This window comes from Reichenbachiella sp. (assembly GCF_039944555.1).
Taxonomy (GTDB): domain Bacteria; phylum Bacteroidota; class Bacteroidia; order Cytophagales; family Cyclobacteriaceae; genus Reichenbachiella.
Genome location: NZ_JBDUYN010000006.1, coordinates 334,539 through 353,615, shown reverse-complemented (window position 1 = coordinate 353,615; position 19,077 = coordinate 334,539). Strand labels below are relative to the sequence as shown.

Annotated in this window: 13 protein-coding genes; 6 read left to right on the top strand and 7 right to left on the bottom strand. The window is 39.5% G+C overall.

Annotation, left to right across the window (positions count from 1 at the left end; genetic code table 11):
* Positions 1 to 141: 141 nt before the first annotated feature.
* Both fbaA and ABJD64_RS06200 read right to left on the bottom strand, forming a co-directional pair.
* Positions 142 to 1,206 (bottom strand): class II fructose-bisphosphate aldolase, encoded by a 1,065-nt coding sequence (gene fbaA, locus ABJD64_RS06205; RefSeq protein WP_348179755.1) that lies wholly within the window; start codon positions 1,204 to 1,206, stop codon positions 142 to 144.
* 217 nt (positions 1,207 to 1,423) lie between these two features.
* Positions 1,424 to 3,970 (bottom strand): M14 metallopeptidase family protein, encoded by a 2,547-nt coding sequence (locus ABJD64_RS06200; RefSeq protein ID WP_348179754.1) that lies wholly within the window; start codon positions 3,968 to 3,970, stop codon positions 1,424 to 1,426.
* A gap of 146 nt (positions 3,971 to 4,116) precedes the next feature.
* On the opposite strand from ABJD64_RS06200, the gene ABJD64_RS06195 reads away from it, so the two are divergent.
* From ABJD64_RS06195 to ABJD64_RS06185, 3 genes are all read left to right on the top strand, one after another.
* Complete coding sequence (locus ABJD64_RS06195) at positions 4,117 to 5,001, top strand: hypothetical protein (RefSeq protein ID WP_348179753.1); 885 nt, start codon at positions 4,117 to 4,119, stop codon at positions 4,999 to 5,001.
* A 161-nt stretch (positions 5,002 to 5,162) separates the two neighbouring features.
* On the top strand, positions 5,163 to 7,643 hold the full coding sequence (locus ABJD64_RS06190; protein ID WP_348179752.1) for a PIG-L family deacetylase: 2,481 nt from the start codon (positions 5,163 to 5,165) through the stop codon (positions 7,641 to 7,643).
* Positions 7,644 to 7,785: 142 nt separating this feature from the next.
* A complete protein-coding gene (locus ABJD64_RS06185) occupies positions 7,786 to 9,492 on the top strand; it encodes a sodium:solute symporter (protein WP_348179751.1) in 1,707 nt (568 codons plus the stop codon).
* 60 nt (positions 9,493 to 9,552) lie between these two features.
* On the opposite strand, the gene ABJD64_RS06180 is transcribed toward ABJD64_RS06185, so the two are convergent.
* From ABJD64_RS06180 to ABJD64_RS06165, 4 genes are all read right to left on the bottom strand, one after another.
* Positions 9,553 to 10,029, bottom strand: a complete 477-nt coding sequence (locus ABJD64_RS06180) for an outer membrane beta-barrel protein (protein WP_348179750.1) — start codon at positions 10,027 to 10,029, stop codon at positions 9,553 to 9,555.
* Between the two features lie 109 nt (positions 10,030 to 10,138).
* Complete coding sequence (locus ABJD64_RS06175; RefSeq protein WP_348179749.1) at positions 10,139 to 10,639, bottom strand: outer membrane beta-barrel protein; 501 nt, start codon at positions 10,637 to 10,639, stop codon at positions 10,139 to 10,141.
* Between the two features lie 154 nt (positions 10,640 to 10,793).
* Complete coding sequence (locus tag ABJD64_RS06170; protein ID WP_348179748.1) at positions 10,794 to 11,804, bottom strand: hypothetical protein; 1,011 nt, start codon at positions 11,802 to 11,804, stop codon at positions 10,794 to 10,796.
* Complete coding sequence (locus ABJD64_RS06165; RefSeq protein ID WP_348179747.1) at positions 11,801 to 14,050, bottom strand: MMPL family transporter; 2,250 nt, start codon at positions 14,048 to 14,050, stop codon at positions 11,801 to 11,803. Before ABJD64_RS06165 ends, ABJD64_RS06170 begins: the two co-directional genes overlap by 4 nt.
* A 379-nt stretch (positions 14,051 to 14,429) precedes the next feature.
* Here ABJD64_RS06165 and ABJD64_RS06160 point away from each other — a divergent pair, with 379 nt between their 5' ends.
* The gene (locus ABJD64_RS06160) at positions 14,430 to 15,257 is read left to right on the top strand and encodes a hypothetical protein (RefSeq protein WP_348179746.1); all 828 of its coding nucleotides are present in this window, start codon (positions 14,430 to 14,432) and stop codon (positions 15,255 to 15,257) included.
* A 123-nt stretch (positions 15,258 to 15,380) separates the two neighbouring features.
* Here the strand turns inward: ABJD64_RS06160 and ABJD64_RS06155 are convergent, their stop codons facing one another.
* Positions 15,381 to 16,547 (bottom strand): hypothetical protein, encoded by a 1,167-nt coding sequence (locus tag ABJD64_RS06155; protein WP_348179745.1) that lies wholly within the window; start codon positions 16,545 to 16,547, stop codon positions 15,381 to 15,383.
* A 440-nt stretch (positions 16,548 to 16,987) separates the two neighbouring features.
* Here ABJD64_RS06155 and ABJD64_RS06150 point away from each other — a divergent pair, with 440 nt between their 5' ends.
* Positions 16,988 to 18,109: a saccharopine dehydrogenase NADP-binding domain-containing protein gene (locus ABJD64_RS06150; protein WP_348179744.1), complete on the top strand. Its 1,122-nt coding sequence runs from the start codon at positions 16,988 to 16,990 to the stop codon at positions 18,107 to 18,109.
* A gap of 474 nt (positions 18,110 to 18,583) precedes the next feature.
* Entirely contained in the window at positions 18,584 to 19,018 is a 435-nt protein-coding gene (locus ABJD64_RS06145; protein WP_348179743.1) for a hypothetical protein, read from the top strand.
* Positions 19,019 to 19,077 lie beyond the last annotated feature (59 nt).

Below are 19,077 nucleotides of genomic sequence, written 5' to 3'. Positions count from 1 at the left end.
AATGTCATTTAAAAGAGCGACAAAAATGTCATTTATTGAGCAAGGTTCAAAATGATTCTAATCAAGAAATATTATTTGACAAACAAAAAAAGAACCGCCAATGACGGTTCTTTTTTTAGTATTTACAAAATCAGTCTCTGACTAAGCGTTTCTATTAATATTGTTTAGATCTTCGAAAGCATCTTTAAGTCGGGCAACGAAAGATTTTTCAGCTTCTCTAGTCCAAACCCTCGGATCGTAGAACTTCTTATTTGGACTATCATCGCCTTCAGGATTGCCAATTTGTCCTTGTAGGTAATCTTTTTTGTCAGCGTAGTAGTTTCTAATGCCGTCCCAATAAGCCCACTGCAAATCAGTATCGATGTTCATTTTAATGGCGCCATACGAAATAGCTTCTCGAATTTCTTCTCGTGTAGATCCGGAGCCACCGTGAAAAACAAAGTTTACGGGATTGTGGCCAGTACCATATTTTTCTTGAATATAATCTTGAGAATTTTTCAAAATCTTCGGCGTCAACTTTACATTACCTGGCTTATATACACCATGTACATTACCAAAAGCAGCAGCAATGGTGAATTTGTCACTTATTTTACCCAACTCTTCGTACGCGTAGGCTACTTCTTCAGGTTGCGTGTATAACCTTGATTCATCTACATCTGAATTATCAACACCATCTTCTTCTCCACCGGTAATTCCTAATTCAATTTCAAGTGTCATGCCCATTTTGGACATTCTTTCCAGATACCCCTTGCAGATTTCAATATTCTCTTCAATAGGCTCTTCTGAAAGATCAATCATATGAGAAGAAAAAAGAGATTTACCAGTTCTAGCAAAGAATTCTTCTCCGGCGTCCAACATGCCGTCGATCCATGGTAATAATTTTTTTGCGCAATGGTCAGTGTTCAATATTACAGGTACTCCATAGGCTTCAGCCATCATATGCACGTGATGGGCACCCGCTACAGCTCCTGCTATCGCAGCCTTTTGTCCATCATTGGATAGTCCCTTTCCAGCATTGAAAGCCGCACCTCCATTTGAAAACTGAACCATTACCGGCGAATTCAGTTCTGCTGCTGTTTCAATTACGGCGTTGATTGAACTGCTACCGATAACGTTGGCAGCGGGTAGAGCGAATTGATTCTCATTCGCATAGTTCAACAATTCTGTTACTTCGTCCCCAGTGAGAACCCCTGATTTGAATTTCATTTCTTAGTGTGTTTTAGTGATCGGAAGCCGTGGTAACTCTCAAAACTTCTGATTGAAAATAATTGTGATTATTTAGGCTGGCAAAGATATGAATTTGTATTAAAATATCATTGAAATGAGAAAAGACAATGCGCATTTGCAATCGATTGATTGAATTATTAGATATTTTTTAAATTATACCAGACTAATTATGAATGTCGTAATTTAATCACATTATTTACCTTGCAGAGCCTAACTCTATGATCCCTCCAAAAAAAAGTGCATTCAAAAAGAGTCTATTGGTTCCATACCAATATCCTCTGAAGTTGGGATTGTCCGTCATTGAAATAATAAGACCCTTACCGAAGGCAGAAAGTCCAACAGCCGGTGTATTAGGTATTTTTTCAAGGTTTTCGTCAGAGATATAACCTGCAAGCAGGGGACTCGCTGTATAGTGTATGGGCTGCGAGTAGGGGTTTTTAGCCAGTTCCATTAATTGCAGCCCTCTTTTGAAAATTGGTAATAAATCATCTTGAAAGCCAAAGCACAAGGGGTGAGTGAGATCCAGTTGCGTTTGAAATATAGCACCACCGATTTTCTGAGCACCATTGATTCTTTCTCTTTCATTGTATGGCAGAAACTTTCTTGTAGAATCCTTCTCTATCTTCTGGTATTTAACTTTAGATAATCCTGCATCAGAGGCCCATTTGCCAGCCGATTTGGTCGCAATTATTTTCCCTCCTTGTTGTACCCATGTCTTGATCTTGGCCTGAGCAAGTGTACCATACGAACCACCGACCATAATCAGTGTATTGTATTTAGATAGGTCAATAGTATTGAATTTCTCTTGCGTAATCATAGGCAGAGCAACACCAATCCGCTGGTCAAGCAAATGCCATACCTCACCGGCTTCGTACGCGTTTACACCACTTCCAACGATCAAGATAGGTTTCGGCTGAGTCAAGGACTTGAACTTTGGACTACCTAGCTGATAACTAGACCCATTTCCGGACTCCAAATTTGATATACCAATACGGTGTTTGTTGCCTAACCTGAGGAGGCTTTGGTAAATTTCTGAATCTGATAATTTTTGATTTTGGACGGGGATCAGGATAGAACCTCTTTCAAACAGTTCACCCCCTTTACTCGTCCAAGGTTCAGTAGTAGCTTTTGCTCTAATTCCTAACCGCTGAACATCATATAACAACGCCGGGCTTTGAGAATCTTGCCAATGAAAAGCATAGGCGTATGTGCTTGGCTCAAATCCTGTGTTTACTTGAAATAGGTCATTTGATTCCACTTGTTGGCCAATTAGAGCTAGGTCGAAAGCCTTGTTTTTAACTTCAGTATATTTTATATCAAAAGCTAAAGGCAAAGTCCATGCTGACACATCGTAAAACAGACTATCGCGAAACTGTGTTCTGGTTTCGAATATTGCCTGAATCATTCTATACTGATTTTGTTTCATTGGAATAATGAATGAATCTGTTTTATCAAACTCATCGAAATTTTTGCCTAGTTTGTAAACCTCAATTTGATGTGATTTAAGTAATGTCAAAAAAGCACGGAGTTTTGAAAAGTCATCTGGAGAATTGAATAAATAGGCCTTGATTGACGCATTATCGGCATTGGAAGGAATATTAGCATAAAACTGCCTTTGATGCTCTAGTAGTTCAACTCTCATCTCATTGGAGGCATCCAAGGTAGAAAGAGAAGTAGTAAAATGGTTTCTTATTGCAAATGGAAAGGTCAATATACCATTAGAGCTATTTTGAGCATGACTGCGCGAACTTGCTTGCTCAAAGAGAATGCCGACGCATCCATTCACATCAGGATAGCTGGACCCTTTACCTATGTAAAAGTCGTCAAACGACTCTTCGGTATAATATAGTGACCCTATTTCATCTAAGGCCATGGTATGATAGACGGCTATTCTTTTTGTAAGTTCAAAATTGTTTTTAGGGGTTAATGGATTGTTTCTACTTGGGATACCAGGCTGAAAAAAATAGGTGCCATTTGTTCCCATCTCATGATGATCGGTTAGTACATTGGGTTTCCATTTGTGATAATTGGCAATACGACCCTGGGACTCTGGGTTTTGTAACGGAAGCCAATCCCTGTTTAGGTCAAACCAATAATGGTTGGTCCTGGCTCTTGGCCAAGGTTCATTCTGTTCTGTGTTGTTGGGATCCGAGACTAAATTTTTACTTCTTCTGCTATTCACCCACGTGGCAAATCGATTTAGACCATCAGGGTTGTAGCTTGGGTCAAGTACAATAATTGTATTATCCAGCCACTGCTTTACTTCATTGTTTTCGGCGGCTGCCAAGTAATAAGCAACCAATAGAGCTGCATTACTTCCACTTGGTTCATTGCCATGTATGCTATAACCTAAGTATACTACAAGTGGCAGGTCTGTCAGATCCATATCTGAGGACTGTTTGTTGTCTGATAGTTTGAGATGCTCAGCTCGCATTTGTTCGAGGTTTAGGATGTTCTCAGCTGAAGAAATTTGGAGCGTTAGTAATGGGCGGTTTTCATGGCTTCGGGCATACTCTTCTATTTCCACCCTATCCGAGGCTTCGGCCAGGGCATACATGTATTGTACCAATTTATCATGGCTTACATGCCATTCTCCTACCTCATGTCCAATTACCGCTTTTGGCGTAGGAATTTCTTGATTGAAATTTGAGTTGGATGGGAGGTAGTAGTCCAGAGTAACCTGACCTGAGCTAACATTTGTTATAAAAAAGGCAATCGCTGCGAGTAAAGTTTTTCTTTTCATACCTGCTTATTTCTATCAAACATAAGCTTTTTAGACTGATTAGAATTTTTTTTTAAAAAAATCTAAGATCAGATTAAACCATTTGCTATGCCAGCAGTCAAAGAGCCAAACAAATTTGAAAAAGACAACCATTAAATGTTTAAATCATGAAAAATATATTTGGATTACTGATCACTGCTGCTGCTTTTACTTTCTATTCATGCTCGGAAGATGTAGAGAATCTTTCTGATACAGACGCTATCGACATCGCGATAGAAGATGCTAGTTTGGAGTCCACTTCCACAGAATTAATGGAAGATATTGATGAGGTAGCTGATTATGCAACTAGTTCATTTGGCAACTCAGGGGGAAGAATACTTTTCGGAGGAGGAAAGCGGTTTGGTGACTGTGCTGAGATTACTGAGGATGAAGCTACCAGCACTAAAACCATCGACTTTGGAGATGAAGGATGCATAGGACGTGATGGCAGAGTTAGGACTGGTAAAATTATCATCGTACATGAAGGAGAAAGAGACGTGCCGGGATTTAAAAGAACCATCACTTTAGAAGATTTCTCGGTAGACACAATTCAAATAGAAGGCATAAGAATAATGACCTACGTGTCTGGGACCGATACTGAAAAAGAATACAATGCAACCCTCACCGGGGGTAAAATGACTTTTCCTGATGGTCAGATAGCAACCAGAGAATCTACTCGTACCAGAATAGCATCATTTGATGAAGACGGTGAAAAAACTCAGGTGGCTCGCTACGGTTCTGCCAATGGAATCAACAGAGATGGGTTGACCTATGATAATGTAGTTGATGAAGCTACCCCAATACTTTCGTTGAGTACTTGTAGAGAAGAGGGATTTTTTGCACCGGTTTCCGGGATATTATCTATCAATATCGAAGGAGAGAGCGAAAAAGTGATTGACTATGGAGATGGCACTTGTGACAATCTTGTCACCATTACTCAAGACGGAGTATCTGAAGAGGTAGAAATAGACCCTAAGCAGAGACGCAAGAAAAGATCCAGAAGAAGAGGGTAACAATATTTAAGTTTAGGTTAAAGTAGGATAGAGGTCCGCCCATTGGGTGGGCCTCTTGTGTTTCATAGGATAAATAACTTGAAATCAAATTAACCGTTTAGCACTTATTGTTTTTTTCTTAGTTCATAGCCAACTATTATTGTCAGAAAATTGATTTACTTATGCGACCACTCCGACTGCTTACGTTAATACTAGCCGTTTCTTTCTTTTCATCATTACAAGCACAAAAACCTAAAAAGCCAAACGCTGCGGAAATTCAACTGATGCTACAGAAGCTCAATGTGTTAGGATCCGTGCTGTATGTTGCTGCCCACCCTGACGACGAGAATACCAGGGTAATCGCCTATATGGCCAATGAAAAGAAGTTTAATACCGCGTATCTTTCAGCCACCAGAGGAGATGGAGGCCAAAACCTAATAGGCTCTGAAATTCGCGAATTGTTAGGGTTGATTAGAACACAGGAGCTTTTGGCAGCACGACGGACTGATGGAGGTCGTCAATATTTTAGTCGTGCCAATGACTTTGGATATTCTAAAAATCCTGAAGAGACTTTTAATATTTGGAACAAAGATCAGGTGTTATCCGATTTTGTACGGGTATATAGAAAGCACAGACCTGACGTAATCATTACAAGGTTTCCTGGAACTGGTTTGGGAGGACATGGCCATCATACGGCATCTGCAATTCTAGCTAAAGAGGCCTTTGAACTATCAGGAGATAAGAAAAAATACCCTGAATCTGTGAGTCAGCATGGAACCTGGCAGCCCAAACGACTGCTGTTTAATACGCATCCCTTCTTTTACCAGAGATCGGGGCAAGAGATGGATACGGCTTCATTGATGACGTTGGACCTGGGTGCCTATAATCCGCTACTTGGAAAATCTTATTCTGAAATTGCCTCACTAAGCCGAAGCATGCATAAAAGCCAAGGTTTTGGCTCTACTGGTAGTCGAGGTACTCAGATAGAATACTTCGAACATACCGCTGGAGAAGAAAGTAAGGATATGTTTGCCGGCATTGATACAAGTTGGAAACGGGTGAAAGGTGGTGAGAAGGTTGGTTATCATGTAGACAATGCAATCATGAACTATGACCCCACCAATCCATCTATTATCGTCAGTGATTTAATTATGGCCTATAAAGAATTGGGCAAAGTTAGAGATCAATACTGGAAAAATATTAAGCAGCAGGAAATTAAGGACCTAATCAAGGCATGTACCGGTTTGTATATGGAGGTAAAGGCTGATCAATTTTCATATTCACCAGGTGATTCAGTTCTACTTAGTGTAGAATCAATCAATAGATCTGATGTTGATATGAGATTGGCATCAATCAAGTTGGGAGAATATCAGAGTTTCACTATACGCCAACAGCTATTAAACAATCGCCCCTTCAATATGGATATGAATTATGTGCTGGACAATAAAGTGGCTTATTCTGATCCTTATTGGCTAAAAGAAGAAGGGACATTGGGTATGTATAATGTCGCTGATCAGAATTTGATTGGTACCCCCGAAAATGCTTCGGCCATATCTTGGGTGGCTACTGTAGAAATCGAGGGAGTATTTCTGGAATACGAACTTCCTGTGATTTATAAAAAGAATGACCCGGTGGAAGGTGAGTCCTATCGACCCCTTGAAATCACGCCTCCTGTCTTTCTTAACATTTCAGAAAAGGTTTATGTATTTGGCAATGGAGGTTCAAAAAAAATTGACATTCAGGTTTTAGCCGGAAAATCAAATCTGACAGGTAATGTATCTCTTCAGATTCCTTCTGGCTGGAAAGTAGAACCAGCTAGTTATACCTTTGATTTGCAGGATAAAGGTGCAGAAGCAACCTATAGTTTTGAGTTGTTTCCTCCAAGCACCGCACATAGCGGAGAGATTGGAGCTGTGGCACAAATAAATGGAAAAATGTACAACAATAGCCTGGTTAGAATTGAGCATGACCATATTCCTGTCCAGGCCTTATTTCCTGTTTCTCGCGCAAAAGTTGTAAAAGTAGAACTGGAAAAGAGAGGAACAAATGTAGGATATATTGCTGGTTCTGGTGACGAAATTCCAGCTAGTCTCGAACAAATTGGATACAAAGTGACGGAGCTGACGAACGGTAATATCACAGCCGAGAAAATGAAGACTTATGATGCAGTGATTGTAGGAATCAGGGGATACAATACCAATGAGAGACTGAAATTTTATCAGGAAGAGCTTATGACTTATGTAAAGAATGGGGGTACCATGATCGTACAATACAATACCGCACATCAATTGGTAACCAAGGACCTCGGTCCTTATCCATTCAAGCTTTCAAGAGATAGAGTGGCTGTAGAAGAAGCAGAAATTAGGATACTAAAACCAGATCATCCAATACTCAATTTACCAAATAAGATTACTTCAGCGGATTTTGATGGATGGGTACAAGAGCGTGGACTATATTTTCCCAATGAGTGGGACGAAAACTATGATGCTATTCTTTCTTCTAACGATCCAGGTGAAGATGCCAGAGATGGTGGCCTTCTTGTAACTAAGTATGGAGAAGGTTATTACATTTATTCGGGTTATTCCTGGTTCCGAGAGTTACCTGCTGGAGTTCCTGGAGCATATCGAATTTTTACCAATATGATATCTATTGGAAAAGAATAAATACTCACCTCTAATTTAAATTCAATTTGGACTCTATAGACAAGCCCCCCTTTTTCAAAACCTGGAAAACTATGTACTGGTTTGTATTTGGTAATTTGGCAGTAGTCATCCTCTTGTTGTACTGGTTTAGCATCTCTTTTCGATGAGCACTATAGACTTATTGGTATTATTTGGTACACTGGGCTTGATCGTAGGCTATGGCGTATATAAAACTTTGGGAACAGATAACATAGATGGTTATTTGCGAGGAGGTAGCAGCATGAAATGGGGCACAATTGGCTTGTCTGTGATGGCAACACAGGCAAGTGCCATTACCTTTATTTCCACCCCAGGACAAGGTTATGAGAGCGGAATGGCTTTTGTTCAAAACTATTTCGGACTACCGATTGCTTTAATTATTGTGGCGGTGGTCTTTATACCGATTTATTACAAACTAAAGGTCTATACTGCCTATGAATATCTTGAGAAGAGATTCGATAAGAAAACAAGACTTTTAGGAGCATTTTTATTTCTTATTCAAAGAGGGCTTGCGGCAGGTATTACCATTTATGCACCAGCTATTATTTTGTCTACCATTTTGGATTGGAGCTTATCCTGGACCATATTATTAGTTGGTGTTCTGGTAATTATTTACACAGTTAGTGGAGGAACTAAAGCAGTAAGTCTAACCCAAAAGCATCAAATGACGGTTATATTAATCGGTATGGCAATAGCTTTCGGCTTCATTGTTCATTATCTATCAGAGTTCGTTACCCTGTCTGAAGCTCTTCATATAGCGGGAAGTTTGGATAAATTGAATGCGGTAGATTTTTCTTTAGATTTTGAAAAAAGATATACCGTATGGTCTGGAATTCTGGGCGGCCTTTTTTTAGCGCTGTCTTATTTTGGTACAGATCAATCACAGGTGCAACGCTATCTGGGTGGGAAAAATACAACAGAAAGTAGGATGGGACTGATGTTCAACGCCCTTATGAAAGTTCCTATGCAATTCTTTATTCTGCTTACAGGTGCACTGCTTTACGTTTTTTACATTTTCTACCAACCGCCAGTTCATTTCAATCAGCAAAGTCTTGCAGTTGTGGAGAAAAAAATAGGCAATGAGGATCTTGATATCATTACACAAGACCATGATTTTTGGGTCGAAAAACGTAAAGAATCGGCGGTCAAATACAAAGAAAGTCTGAAATCGGGATCCGCCGCAGATCAAGACCAGGCCAAACAGAAACTACAGCTTACGGCCGAACAGGTCAATGACTCAAGAACCGAGATGAAGCATTTGATTGCTTCAACCGACCCCTCGATAAAGATCAAAGATTCCGATTATGTGTTTCTAACCTTCATCCTCAACTATCTACCACAAGGTATCATAGGACTGCTTATAGCAGTGATATTCTCCGCGGCCATGTCCTCGACATCTGGAGAGCTAAATGCGCTAGCTTCCACAACTGTCATTGACTTTTATAAAAACCTTATTGATAAAAACGCAACAGAATCGAAGTATGTAAGGGTGTCAAAATTGATGACCGCTGGTTGGGGAGTTTTGGCAATTTGCTTTGCTTTTATGGCGCATCAGTCTGAAAATCTTATAGAAATGGTGAATATCCTTGGGTCCTTGTTCTACGGTAACATTCTCGGTATATTTCTTGTAGCCTTCTTTTTTAAGTATATAAGGGGAACAGCCGTTTTCTGGGGAGCGATTATCTCACAGGTCTGTGTAGTCTTACTTTTTTTGCGGACCGATATTGGTTATTTGTGGTATAACCTGATTGGTTGCGGAGGTGTGATTCTTCTAAGCCTGGTCCTTGAATTCCTAAGGGTACTACTCAGGCCATCAAGAGGGATGGAGTAGTAGAAATGGGCTGGTAAGATAATGTCAATTGGTAAGGTTTAGCTAAGTGATAAGCAATTTCTAAAATTCATAAATAACGCCAATGTTGGCTTGAAGGCCAAGTGTATCTTCAAAAAGCTTATTAAATTGATACTTTAGTTCAGTATTGATGCCTATATGATCTGACATCACAAAAATAGCACCAGCACCAACAGCTAGTCCTGTTTCAGAAAGACCACGACGACCACCAATAAAGCTAATGCCGGCAATACCATACACTTGTGTGGTGCCTGTCATTAGATAGTATCTACCATCGACGCTAAATACGTTGAGCTTATTGCTGTCTTTGTTTGTTAGATAATGCGAAGCTGCAACAGAGATTACATCGGTGATTAAATATTCGCCGCCAACGCCGAACCCAATCCTATAATCTCCGCCATAAGGAGAAAATAAATTGATCAATCCGGCATTGACCCTAATATCTCCCTGGTTTTGTGCTTGAGCACCATTAGTGGCAAAAAGAACAATTAAGGTTAATGAGACTAATATCGTTTTCATAGTTTAAATTATGATGAATTACTTGTAAAAAGACCGTTTACTTGCTGCAAAGTACAAAAAAAACCACGCCATTGGCGTGGTTCAATATTATAATTGAGTTTGATTCGACCTAGAACATGAATACAACTCCAGCACCAATAACCAATTGGCCGTCACCTGGTGTCTGATATTTTATCTGACCATTGATTCCCATAGAATCACTTAGGCCAAAAGTGGCACCTGCTCCAATATTTAGGCCTGTTTCTGAATCAGATAGTGGGCCAATTTCGTTCCTAATTATACCAATTCCTGCCAGACCATATACCTGAGTATCACCTGTCACGAAATAATATCTACCATCAATGTTGAATGAGGCGATGTTGATATCAGTTCCTCCTACAGTTGATTTGAAATACCAGTCATAAGAAACAGCACCACTGATTGCATCAGCGAATACATATTCAAAAGAAGGCGATAGTCCAAACCCAGCCTTGGAACCATCAGCGTCAACACCGGCTTTTGTTCCAATGACAACACCAATGCCAGCTCTCATGTCTCCTTGCTCTTGTGCCATGGCTCCATTGACGGCGAATAGACTTACTAAAGCGAGTGCGAGTAATTTAGTTTTCATAATTGTAATTTTAGGTTTAAAGATTAACCGGCATCATTGAGAATCCTCCGGTGTGATAAATAACTTACTGTAAGATTGCATTTTTTTTATAAAATGCAAGGGGTAATAAGGATATTTATGCTAATGGAATTAACTGTGAAAAGTGAGAGTATAACTAATTTTTTTCGTTTTTAGAATACTGGTTTTTGAGTATTTTTTCGGCCAACTTATTTTGTGGACTAAATTTCAAATCGTTTTGTCCACCTGTCTTGGAGTGTTTGTAATGCCATTTCCATGCGAATCCGCCGGCGAACCAATCCTCATTCCAATAAGTTTCGAAGAGTGCCCGATAGGCATTGGCCTGTCCCTGTAAATTTACCTTGTGATTAATGCCATCAGTTTTCCAATGGCCGGAAGTGCAAAAATCTACGCTTTGAAATCCGAATTCCGTGAATAGCACTTTTTTAAGATAGGCTTCGGAAAATTTTTGAAGTTGTTCCCTTATCTTAAGGTTCTCCGAAACAAGTTCGGCTATTTCCGGAGTCTTAGATTCACTGGCAGGAAAGTAGGCGTCGACACCTATATAATTCAGCTCTTCCCAAAACTTTATATTTTGGTAATTGTCCCAATTGGCTGAATAGGTGACTGGGCCATGGTAGATTGATCTTACTTGGGAAATTAAATTTCTCCAGAATGATGGGTGAGACTTGGCTATTTGACGCACTTCTGTTCCTACTGAAAGCATTTCAATATTTAGCTCTTCGGCTAATTGACTATAGTGCAAAATATATTTGGTATAACTGGCCATCCATAATTCTAAATCTGCCTGTGATTCATAATTAAGATCACCCGCCCAACCTTGCCCAATGACCCATAAATGAGGCTTTAGCATTATTTTCAGGCCTGATTGCTGAGCCAAAGTAATCGCTTGTCTTATTCCGTCTGTAGTTTCCCCAATCCACTGATTGGGGTGATCAAATTTCACTATCGGCTGAGATGGACTGCAAAAAGCATAGGGAATTATAGCCACCCAATTCGCCTTTACTGCAACAATTGGGTCATAATATTCACTTTTTATTTCATAGGGCGGAGCAACCAAACAAAGACCATTGATTTTGGGCGTAGAGTTTTGCTGCTGTGCACCGCATGAAAATAAACTAATAAGCAAGAATAGTCGAATTTTCATATCCTAGTAGAGTCATTTGGGAGCCACCAAAGCAAAAGCAAAGGAAGTAAATACAAATCAGCGAAAAGTGCAGCAATAAATGAAATACTCACAAAAAGCCCCATGTAAAAAGAAGCGCTAAAATTGGAAAAGCAGAATACAAGAAAACCTGAAGTTAAAACAATGGTAGTTATTAGAATAGGCCTTCCAGTTTCCAAGATGGCCCGTTTAATCGCATAGACTTTATTTTTTTCTCGGTCATATTCATGTTTGAACCGGCTGAGAAAATGTATGGTATCATCTACCACGATACCAAAGGAAATGGCAAATATGACAGAAGTGCTCAAATTGAGTGGAATCGCGAAATAACCCATGATAGCCGAAACGATTAAAATTGGGAATATGTTGGGGATCAAAGTGATGACTACTATACGAAAGGATTTGAACAACCAACCAGCTATCAGAGCAACAATGAACATGGCAATAAGAAGTCCTTTGATCAGGTTTGTAGAAAGAAGCGCGTGACTTTTGTCTACGAGTAAGGTTGTTCCTGTGAGTCTGTAGCCGAGCAATTCTTGATCGACAATGCCAGTCATAGCCTTCAGAAGGTTGTTGTGTTTGATTGTGGCATCCCTGGAACCCAAGTCCTGAAAATACCCCGAAATCTGAGCTTGCAATTTGTGACTCACTCTTGTTGATCGTCTTTCAGGGTGAGTGGTACGAATCCAACGAAATGCCCTATTCCATTCCTTTTCGGTTTCTGGAAGCTTGTAATAGTCTGGTGAACCCTTATGCAAACTTTGGTTGGCGAATCTGACCATTGCGGCAGGGGAGTACAAATCTCCCGCTTTGGTTTGTTCTTTGACAAGTCGTTCAATCTTATCTATTTGCTCAATGACCTCCCTACTGTAAACCTGTCTCGAGCTGTCTTTTGTCCATAAACTCAGTGTAAATGGCTTGGAGCCGGAAAATTCACTATCAAAATAAATGAAATCAGATTTAACAAGATTGTTTTTTGGTAGGTCGTTTACGAGATATGCATCTATTTGGAGACGTAGAAGCCCAATAACACCAATTACCAACAATAAGAGGGTCACCATGGTTATGGTCTTAGTTTTTCTTACAACTGTCAAAAAAACTTTTCTGAGCATAACCTCCATCATATCATGCGTACTGGGTTGGCGAAAGCTAGGTTTAACGATGAAAGTGATGGCTGGAAATAATAAATAGGTAATAATGAACGCAAAAGCAATTCCAGCGGCTGCGTAAATGCCAAGGTCTATGATTGGTTTTACATTGATTGTAACAAGTGTCAAAAAACCAACAGCCGTTGTGAATGAGGTTAATAGTGTAGCCAGTCCGACCTGCCTGACCGCATGGTTAACAGATTCATGGAGGTTGTTAGTTACAGTATATTGTTTTTGAATATGAGAAAAGAGATGAATAATGTCTGACATAGAGACTACGAGAAGAATAGTTGGGATCAAAGAGGACAGAATATCAATTTCCTTGCCCATAAGTGCTATAAACCCGATTGTTGCTACAACAGACAAGCCCGAAATGAGTAGAGATGTAGTAATCATAAAGAGATCTCTCATAAAAATGAGTAGAAGGAAGAAAATCAATACCATGGCCATAAGAATGAATTTGGTAAAATCATCCTTGACTGCATTAACAAAGGCGGATTGTGCAATTGCCTTTCCTGCCACTCGTACACGAGGCGATTGATTTTCAAATACTTGCATAATCATCTCGACATATTCATCAGCGGCCTCCTTGCTAAGGAATCGATTGTGGACAACAATAGCTTTCAGTCCCTTGCCAGATTTGGAGATAAACATTCCCCGATAGAGGGGATGTTGATACAATTTTGAACTATCCCTTTGGAGTTTGAGAGAATCATTGAGGTGTAGCAGCCGAACAGGTAGTAAACCTAAAGGTGTTTTTATTATTGACTTGATGGAGGTTGGAGATAAAACTTGGACCGTAGATTCCGAAGATGCAATTTCAGTTAGCCCGCTGTCTATACTTTTTAAGAATTCCTTATTGAAAACACCGTTTTTGGATTGAAAACCAAGCAACAGGTAATCGTTGTCATATCCGAATGTCTTTGAGAATTTTTGGTAGTAGGAGAGATCCGGGTCGTTTTTAGGAAAAAAATTTTCTAGCTCGTAATCAAATTGCAGTTTGGAGAGTTGAGAAGCAAGTAAACCCAAGACAGCTAGAGTAAGCAGAATGAAAATGATTGAGGTACGCTTGTTGATCATTGTGTGTGGTTATCTCTGATTGAGAAATTTAATGAATTCAAGTTTAATATGACCAACTAGGTAGTTGTACCTAGTTCAAATGCGGTACCTGTACCTATTTCAAGTTTCTTCAACTCAGCCTACATTTGAACTATCGATAAATAACTAATTTATTGGTGAGGGAAATAACCGACCTAACCTTTTTAAGTATTCTTTTAGTAAAGGAGTTAACAACCTAACTAACAAATTTGCTTCATTATTCTTTGGCCAGTTCATAACGTTGATCTGGCTTTTTTTATGCCTCAATGAATCCACTTTTCCCAAGTCATAATCTCTACAATTTAAGAACGTCCATGACGTTTTCTTATTAAATTGTGTAGTAAGGTTAACTTCTAAGAAAATGATGAACAATCGACTAATTACAACGAATCGACTGTTGGCATATCTGATTGCATTCAGTCTTATTTGCACTTCCTGTAGCGATGATGGCGTTGATACGCCGAGCGAACCCGCACCGGAGATTCCTCCAATCACCACGTTTGAAATGGACTTTGAATCGTTTCCTGAAGATCCTGGAGGGCGTCAAATACTGGATCCAAAAGCTGGTGCTCGTTGGGCACAGGCCAGAATCGGCATCGCGGTTTGGAATACGCTCATTGGGGTAGCTACAATAGTTCCTGTAGCAGCATTTAAGGCTTCTATTGCTCAAAGTCCTGAATTTATTGGAGATAATACCTGGCAGTGGACCTTCGATTTTGATGTTGCAGGAATCGCTCATCAGGCCAAGCTTCGAGGTACACTAGTTAGTGATGGTGTAGATTGGAGTATGCTTTTATCCAAGGAGGGTGAGTTTACAGACTATAAGTGGTATGCCGGACACGCGAATGCGACACGTACAGAAGGTTCCTGGACACTTAATTTTGGCCCTGAACAAGACAAGCCATTCTTGCAAATTGACTGGTCCAGAAATACCGACAATACTGTGGCTGAGGTTCGATATACGAGCATAGATCCCGATAATGTTGGTATTGGCAGTTATATCCATTTTGGCATTAACGAGGAGACTCCTTACAATGCATTCTATGATATTTTTGATAAAACCAATGACAATCTGGTTGAGATCGAATGGAATAGAGAAACGAATGAAGGCAGAATTAAGAATCCAAGGTTCTTCGAGGACGAGAATTATCACTGCTGGGATAGCGATTTAGAAAATGTAGATTGTTAGGCTCTTTGGTAGTACTGACATCTTAGAGCAAACATATCATGTAGAAAATATTGTGCTGATGGAGTTAAGGAAGGAGATAGGACATTAGATAGTTTTTTTTCAATTGATGATAGGGAGACATTCTTAGTTTTCCGGTAAATAGCGTAAGTCAAGTTCCTTATAATCCATGGAAAAGTACTCCTTAAGAATTGCTACGTAATAATAGTAAGGCTTGTGCTGAGAAAAAGAAGCTTTTTCATTATAGTAATTTCCGTCCTCGTCCTGTTTCAGTTTTGCGATCTTTTTCTTCGACATTTTTAGCGTGTCTATTGGGACCTTAGGATTAGAAAAGGGCTCTAATTTTCGGATCGCACCAGTTTGAAAATAATTTATATCTTCAACATACCCTGGCATATCAATTTGTATATAGGAAGTAGCTATCAGCCTTTCGATCAACTGATTACTTGACTTTATGTAACTTGTTAAAACGGGTTCAAATGTCCGAAGAACAAGTTCTTTTATGTTCAGAGCGTCAAAACCTTCTATGCCATACGCCCAGTTTTTGAAAAGTAAAGTGCCAAATAGTTTTCCATCTTCCTGGTAATGCATCGGCATTTTAGGCACTAAATCACTTGGGTTAATTATACTGTAACTCATATTGATTTTACAATATTTCACCTCATATTCTTTAGCAAACTCTTCATTACCACACATTGGGTTAGCAAAGGCGTAGGTTTTAAATTTATTCTTGGGTGAAATCTCATCTTCAGATAAGTTTTCTAAATAGGAACGGCTCAGATGTGCTAAAGCTCCACCCTGACTATGTCCAGTGATCATGATGTTGTAAATGCCTTTAGTGTTTAGGTTATTGATTTGTTCAATCAGTATTGGACTGAGTAGAATAACAGCTAAGGCGTAGCCGGAATGTACTGCGGCGGCAGTGTCCGATGCAAACTTGTAGTTGCAATCCTTGTTATTAATTTTGACTACTCCTTCACCAGGTATCATTGCTGAGTACATGTTTTCCACCCAACTGGAAGTTTTGTTCGTTGAGCCTCTGAAATTGATGACTCCTAATTTATCACTTTCGTACACTTGAAACATATTGTCTAAGCCAATCACCTCAGATGTAAATGTTTTCCGATAGTCTTTTGGTACTATTAAAGTATCTGTGCCATATAAGTCTAGAAAAGTGTAGCTGTTACATATAGCGATAAGAGCTTTAGCTTCATCCGGGTCAAAACCCTCCCTGAGTTGCGCAAAAGAAGGGTTCCTGAATCCTAAAATAAGTATTAATAATACTACTCTCATCGACTTGTTTTTTTTACTGACGGTTTTAATTTAATATTTCTTCAAACCATTAACCTCTACCTGGGTGTAAGTTGCATCCTACTGCTTTTTGGTTAGAAACTCATTCTTCAATCAAGAACCTTTCATAATTATTCAGACTAATTTACCCAAGTTGATATCTAATCCGTTTTGTTTTATGTCTTACGAATTAGTTGATGCCAGATCAAAGGAATTACCAGGCCTTTTGGAATATAACTTACGGAATATCACCATAAATGGCAATCGTCATTACCAAAAATGGTGGTTTGATTTTACTTTGGTGTTTCAATACTCGTCATATGGAAGAAGGAGTATTTTAAACAATCATTGATTTCTCTCTTCGGCTCAGGCGACGATTATCATAGGTCATCTACACCGATAAAACTACCTTCGATTCTCCATTGACAAGGGGAGAATCTCGTATGAAAAAGCTATTGATCATGGGTGGTTATGGTAATGTGGGAAAGCTACTGGCTTCCTACCTGCTGCAGCACGTTCCTCATTTTCAAATCACAATAGCTGGTCGCAATCTCACAAAAGCAAAGGAAACCGCAGAAATCTTGATGAATCAGTATCCAGGCAATGCTATATACTATTGTCGAGCTGATGCGGCTAATAAGGCTATGCTTCTGGAAGTTCTTTCCAAAATCGATATGGTAGTTGTAGCTTCAAGTTCTGTCCGCCATATAAGCCATGTGGCTGAAGCTGCCCTTGAGACCAATACTGATTATTTCGATACGCAGTTATCCTCTCCCAAAAAAATTGAAACGTTAAGAAAATACAGAGCAGGTATTCAGGACAAACAGCTCATTTTCATTACCGATGGCGGCTTCCACCCCGGAGTTCCGGGTGCAATGATCCATTGGGCCAAACAGAAATTAGGCACATTAACCCATGCCAGGGTTTATGCGGCATTGAAAATGGATTGGAGCGCATACAATTACACCTATGCTACAATAAAGGAAATGTTGGAAGAGTTTAAGTCTTTTGATCCACCATGGCTTGAAAATGCACAATGGAAAAAAACGAGTTGGACTAATATACCAAAATGGAATTTCGGAGAACCTTACGGTGAGTTGCCATGCACGCCAATGCTGATGGAAGAAATCAGATCCGCCCCTTCCCAAATCAAAGAATTGCACGATACTGGTTTTTTCATATCTGGTTTCAATCCGATAATGGATAATTTCTTGATTCCAATACTTTGGGTGGGTATACATATCTTGCCACCTTTTTTATATTGGCCATTAGGTAGATTATTCGAATGGGGAATCAAGCTTGGAAAACCACCCTTTGGGGTGAAGCTAGTGGCCGATTGCAAGGGAGAAAAAGGATCTATGCAAATTTCTGCTTTTCATCACGATGGTTATGAGATAACCGTTATTGCGATAGTTGCTTGTCTCAAACAATACTTATCAGGTTCTATTTCAACAGGTTTGCATTTACAAGCGTGGGCGGTAGAGCCAGATCATTTTTTTGATGATATGATTCATCTCGGTATTGAAGTTTCAGTTATGGATTATCAAGATGAGCCTATGAGTTAGTAATCTGGATTGAATTCATTATTAAACCCATCTTATCAAAAAACAGGAAGCATTCCCCTACATTGATTAGAAACCAAGTCGCTTTTGTCCGAACCTTGTTGACGTACGGACTTGATCAATGAAAACGTAGTTTGTAGGGCTAGAAAAGATTGTTTTTGAGCAAACACAGATGTCACGTGGAGGGCGACATTATGCAGCCGGGCTTATTTGTCGCGAGTTTATGATGCTTCACCCTTTCAAACATGATTGAAAAAAGAGTTAGTAACTGCTAGGCATTTGAATGTCATGAGGTACATCACGATCGTGCATGAGCAGGGTCAGTTTTTGGCACTATCCTGAATTGTAACTTGCACTCGTCAAGATGGGTTTTATAGACCTGTACAGTCTCATTGTGAGATATTGGAGATCTGAAAAGTTTATGTCTATATAACGCCATCACAGACTCATTAAGGTTAACCATCAAATAAATCTTTCATGGAAACATTAATAATAAACAACTTCGATCAATTTCTGGATGCACTAAACCTCTGCGACATTGGAGTTTATAGTTATGAAGAAGTCATCCATTCAGCAAACATTGATTCGGAAGATCTCTCCGAATTTACCAACTGGAGTTCGGAAGATTTTAGTGCAGTTTCAATCTTGAAAAAAAGCAACTTTGAAGTACTTCTTTATTGCTGGGAACCGGGTCAGCATACTGAAGTTGTAGAGCAAAAAGGATCGGGTTGGTTCCGGGTGATCAATGGACAACTCAACCAAGGGACCTACGCACAGGAAGGCTATATTGAACCGGAATCAATTTCAGAAAAATTGATAAAATCCGGAGAGACTACGAATCTGCCTTCCTTATATAAACTGAGCAACACCGGTGATCAGCGGTGCATGAGTGTCCATTTGCAAGTCAATTAAGTTCACTAATTTTTGCACAGAAGTTGAGATGCAAAAAAGTACTCCAAATTATCTTCCAC

Bases quoted from the DNA above. Each gene is read 5' to 3' on its own strand.
- ABJD64_RS06195 (WP_348179753.1), top strand. From the start codon at position 4,117: ATGAAAAATATATTTGGATTACTGATCACTGCTGCTGCTTTTACTTTC.
- ABJD64_RS06175 (WP_348179749.1), bottom strand. From the start codon at position 10,639: ATGAAAACTAAATTACTCGCACTCGCTTTAGTAAGTCTATTCGCCGTC.
- ABJD64_RS06185 (WP_348179751.1), top strand. From the start codon at position 7,786: ATGAGCACTATAGACTTATTGGTATTATTTGGTACACTGGGCTTGATC.
- ABJD64_RS06200 (WP_348179754.1), bottom strand. From the start codon at position 3,970: ATGAAAAGAAAAACTTTACTCGCAGCGATTGCCTTTTTTATAACAAAT.
- ABJD64_RS06160 (WP_348179746.1), top strand. From the start codon at position 14,430: ATGATGAACAATCGACTAATTACAACGAATCGACTGTTGGCATATCTG.
- ABJD64_RS06180 (WP_348179750.1), bottom strand. From the start codon at position 10,029: ATGAAAACGATATTAGTCTCATTAACCTTAATTGTTCTTTTTGCCACT.
- ABJD64_RS06170 (WP_348179748.1), bottom strand. From the start codon at position 11,804: ATGAAAATTCGACTATTCTTGCTTATTAGTTTATTTTCATGCGGTGCA.
- ABJD64_RS06155 (WP_348179745.1), bottom strand. From the start codon at position 16,547: ATGAGAGTAGTATTATTAATACTTATTTTAGGATTCAGGAACCCTTCT.
- ABJD64_RS06165 (WP_348179747.1), bottom strand. From the start codon at position 14,050: ATGATCAACAAGCGTACCTCAATCATTTTCATTCTGCTTACTCTAGCT.
- ABJD64_RS06150 (WP_348179744.1), top strand. From the start codon at position 16,988: ATGAAAAAGCTATTGATCATGGGTGGTTATGGTAATGTGGGAAAGCTA.
- ABJD64_RS06190 (WP_348179752.1), top strand. From the start codon at position 5,163: ATGCGACCACTCCGACTGCTTACGTTAATACTAGCCGTTTCTTTCTTT.
- ABJD64_RS06145 (WP_348179743.1), top strand. From the start codon at position 18,584: ATGGAAACATTAATAATAAACAACTTCGATCAATTTCTGGATGCACTA.
- fbaA (WP_348179755.1), bottom strand. From the start codon at position 1,206: ATGAAATTCAAATCAGGGGTTCTCACTGGGGACGAAGTAACAGAATTG.